The following is a 4273-nucleotide window of genomic DNA, read 5'->3' on the forward strand; positions in this document are numbered from 1 at the left end:
CCAACACCAGCGCTACTGGCTCGACGCCCCCGCCCGCACCGGCGACCTCAGCACCGCGGGTATGGAGAGCGCTGAGCACCCGCTGCTCGGCGCATCCGTCGAACTCGCCGACGGCCAGGCCACGCTCTTCACCGGCCAACTCTCGCTTCGCACCCACCCCTGGCTCGCCGACCACGCCCTCGCCGACACCAACGTCGTGCCCGGCACCGCGTTCCTCGACCTTGCCCTGCACGCGGGCAACCAACTCGGTACCGCCCACGTCGAAGAGCTGACGCTGTCCACCCCGCTCGTCGTCCCGGCAGGCACGGCCGTCCAGGTGCAGCTGGTGATCGGCCCTGAGGACGAGTCCGGCCGGAGCCGCTCGGTCAGCGTCCACGCCCGGCCGTACGACGCTGCCGAAGACCTCCCTTGGACCCATCACCTGAGCGGCGTGCTCAGCGACGCGGAACCGGATGCGGCGCCCGGCTCCCCTTCTGGTACGTGGCCGCCGGCCGGGGCCGCACCGGTCAACATGGGGGACGCGTACGACCGGCTCACCGACTCCGGGTTCGGCTACGGACCCGCCTTCCAGGGGCTGCGGGCGGTGTGGCGTGACGGTGACACCCTCTACGCCGACATCGCGCTCCCCGAGGACACCGACACCACCGGCTACGGTGTCCACCCGGCGCTGCTCGACGCGGCCCTGCACGCGATCACGCTCGAAGGCGGGGAGGTCGTGGCGGGGCAGTTCAGGTTGCCGGTCGGGTGGAGCGGGGTGACCCTGCACGCCGCCGGCAGTTCCGCGCTACGGGTCCGGGCGGTCCGTACGGCTGCTGACACCTTCGCCCTCACGCTCACCGACCCGCTGGGCGCTCCGGTGCTGTCCGTGGACACGGTGCTCTTCGGTGCCGTGCCCGCCGCCGCCTTCGCCACCGCGGGAGCGAGCGGACGGTTCGACGCGCTGCACACCCTTGAGTGGCCGGAGCTGACCCAACTCGCCTTCGGCGAAGACTCGTTGGCGCCTGATTGGGTCGTAATCGGTGCCGACGCAGTGGGCTTGGCCGATGCCGTGGCGTATCCGGACCTGGCCGCGCTCGCCACGGCAGAGGCCATGCCCGCCTTCGTCCTCGCGCCCATTGCCGCACCGGCCGTCGGCGACGACGTACCGAACACCGTTCACGTCACCGCTCACCGCGCTCTCGCCCTGCTCCAGCAGTGGCTCGCCGACGAGCGATACGCCCAGTCCAAACTGGTCGTCCTCACCCACGGCGCCATCGCCACCACCGCCGACGAAAAGGTCACCGACCTCGCCGCAGCGACCGTCTGGGGCCTGGTCCGCTCCGCACAGGCCGAGAACCCGGACCGCTTCGTCCTGGTCGATTTCGACGACACCACGGCCCTTCTCCGCGCCCTGGCCACCGGGGAACCCCAACTCGCCCTCCGCCACGGCACGATCAGCACCCCGCGCCTCACCCGCCTGCCGTCGACCAGCACCCCCGAGGCTCCGAAGCTGGACCCCGAAGGCAGCGTTCTCATCACCGGTGGAACCGGTGTCCTGGGCGCCCTGGTCGCCCGCCACCTGGTCGCCGAACGCAAGGCGCGCCACCTGCTGTTGACCAGCCGCCGCGGTCCCGACGCCGAAGGCGCCCTCGAACTGGAAGCCGAACTCACCGCGCACGGCGTCACCGTCACCATCACCGCCTGCGACACCGCCGACCCCGAAGCCCTCGCCGCCCTCCTGGCGGGCGTCCCGGCGGAGCACCCGCTCACCGCCGTCATCCACACCGCCGGCGTCCTGGACGACGGCACCCTCACCACCCTCACCCCCGAACGCCTCGACACCGTCCTGCGCCCCAAGGTCGACCTCGACACAGCCGACCTGGCCCGCATCAGGCGTAACGGCATCACCCCGATCGCCAGCGACGAGGGCATGGCCCTGCTCGACACCGCGCTCGGGCTCCGGCACCCCGTGCTGGTGCCGGCCAGGTTCGACAACGCGACGCTGCGTGCCCAGGCGGCCGCCGGGGTCATCCCACCGGTGCTGCGCGCGCTGGTGCGGACCGTCGTACGCCGAGCAGGTGATGGTTCGGCCTCCGGGTCGGTCAACCTCGCCGAGCGTCTCGCGGGACGGTCGGAAGCCGAGCAGCAAGCGCTGCTGCTGGACTTGGTACGCGGCCAGGTCGCCGCGGTCCTCGTCCACACCGACGGCAAGGCTGTCCCGGCCGAGCGGGCGTTCAAGGAGCTGGGCTTCGACTCGCTCACCGCGGTCGAGCTGCGCAACCGACTGGGCACCGCCACCGGCTTGCGGCTCCCCGCCACACTCATCTTCGACTACCCGACGCCGGCCACCCTCGCCGCATACCTGCGGGCCACCGTCGCGCCCGAGCCGGCCACTGCGGCCAGTCCGCTGATCGCCGACATCGACCGCCTTGAGGCAGCGCTCACCGGCACCGCGGACACCGCCGACCTCGAAACGCAGACCCGCATCACCGCCCGGTTGCAGGCACTGATGTGGCGGTGGCGGGACACCGCGGGCCGCGGGGCCGCGCAATCCGGCGATGAACGCGACCTCAGCGGCACGACCGACAGCGAACTCTTCGACGCACTCGACAACGAGCTCGAAGCCTCCTGACCGACCGACTCCGTACGCGAGCCGCCCGACCCGTCCCGACCGCGCCACCCGCCACCCCATACAGCGTGCCACAGAGCCATGAAGAGGTTGAGTCCATGGGTAACGAGGAAAAGCTCCGCGACTACCTGCGGCGCGCGACGGCCGACCTTCGGCAGGCTCGCCGCAGGCTGCACGAGGCGGAGACGAAGGACCAGGAGCCGATCGCGATCGTCGGCATGGGCTGCCGTTTCCCGGGCGGGGTGCGATCACCGCAGGATCTGTGGGAGTTGGTGGCCGCCGGGGGTGACGCCATCGCGGAGTTCCCCATCGACCGCGGTTGGGACGACGTGTACGACCCTGACCCGGACCGGTACGGCACCTCGTACGCGCGGCACGGCGGATTCCTCTACGAGGCGGGCGCGTTCGACCCCGATTTCTTCGGTATCAGCCCGCGCGAGGCACTCGCCACCGACCCGCAGCAGCGGCTGCTGTTGGAGACGGCGTGGGAGACCTTCGAGCGGGCCGGCATCGACCCGGCGACGCTGCGCGGCAGCCGGACCGGTGTGTTCGCGGGGGTTATCGCGCAGGACTACCCGCCGCGCCGCATCGACCCGCCGGAGGATCTGAGCGGGTACTTCCTGACCGGCAGTACAACCAGTGTGGCGTCCGGCCGGGTCGCCTACACCTTCGGCCTGGAGGGCCCGGCGGTCACCATCGACACGGCCTGCTCGTCGTCGCTCGTTGCCCTGCACATCGCGATCCAGGCGCTGCGGAACGGCGAGTGCACGATGGCCCTCGCGGGCGGCGTCACCGTGATGGCCAACCCGGCGGTCTATGTGGAGTTCAGCCGTCAGCGCGGCCTGTCCCCCGATGGCCGTTGCAAGCCCTTTGCGGCCGGCGCGGACGGCACCGGCTGGGGTGAGGGCGTCGGACTCCTCCTGGTCGAACGCCTCTCCGACGCCCAGCGCAACGGGCACCAGGTGCTGGCGGTCGTCCGGGGCTCGGCGGTCAACCAGGACGGCGCCAGCAACGGCCTCACCGCCCCCAACGGCCCCGCCCAGCAACGCGTCATCCAGCAGGCGCTCGCCAACGCCCAACTGGCCCCGGACCAGATCGACGCGGTCGAGGCACACGGCACCGGCACGACGCTGGGCGACCCGATCGAGGCCCAGGCGCTGCTCGCCACCTACGGCCAGGACCGCCCCGCCGACAAGCCACTGATGCTCGGCGGCGTGAAATCCAACATCGGACACACCCAGGCTGCCGCCGGCGTCGCCGGAGTCATCAAGATGGTCATGGCGATGCGGTACGGCGTACTGCCCAAGACCCTCCACGTGGACGAGCCCTCCCCACACATCGACTGGGAGAGCGGCGCGGTCTCGCTGCTGACCGAGCCGGTGCCGTGGCAGGCGAACGGCCACCTGCGCCGGGCCGGTGTCTCCGCCTTCGGCGTCAGCGGCACGAACGCCCACGTCATCCTCGAAGAGGCCCCGGCCGTCACAGAGCCGCCGGACGCCGAAGCTGAAGACGCGCCCGACGAGCCCACACCGCCGGCCCCGCCGGACGCGGCCTGCGCGGCGCTGGACCCGCACCTGGCCCGGCCCCTCAAAGACGTGCTGCTCGACACCGACCCGACCGACCTCAACACCACCGCCTACACCCAGCCCGCACTCTTCGCCCTGC

General features: G+C 71.8%; 2 protein-coding genes. Both read left to right on the plus strand.

The window, feature by feature from the left end:
* The coding region (locus tag OO69_RS48005) for a type I polyketide synthase (protein ID WP_033287367.1) at positions 1–2611 on the plus strand (2611 nt) is incomplete at its 5' end.
* Positions 2612–2676: 65 nt separating this feature from the next.
* A partial coding sequence (locus OO69_RS48010) for a beta-ketoacyl synthase N-terminal-like domain-containing protein (protein WP_420707979.1) occupies positions 2677–4273 on the plus strand: 1597 nt, incomplete at its 3' end.

It is taken from the genome of Streptomyces sp. NRRL F-525, from assembly GCF_000716605.1.
In the GTDB taxonomy this organism is placed as follows: Bacteria; Actinomycetota; Actinomycetes; order Streptomycetales; family Streptomycetaceae; genus Streptomyces.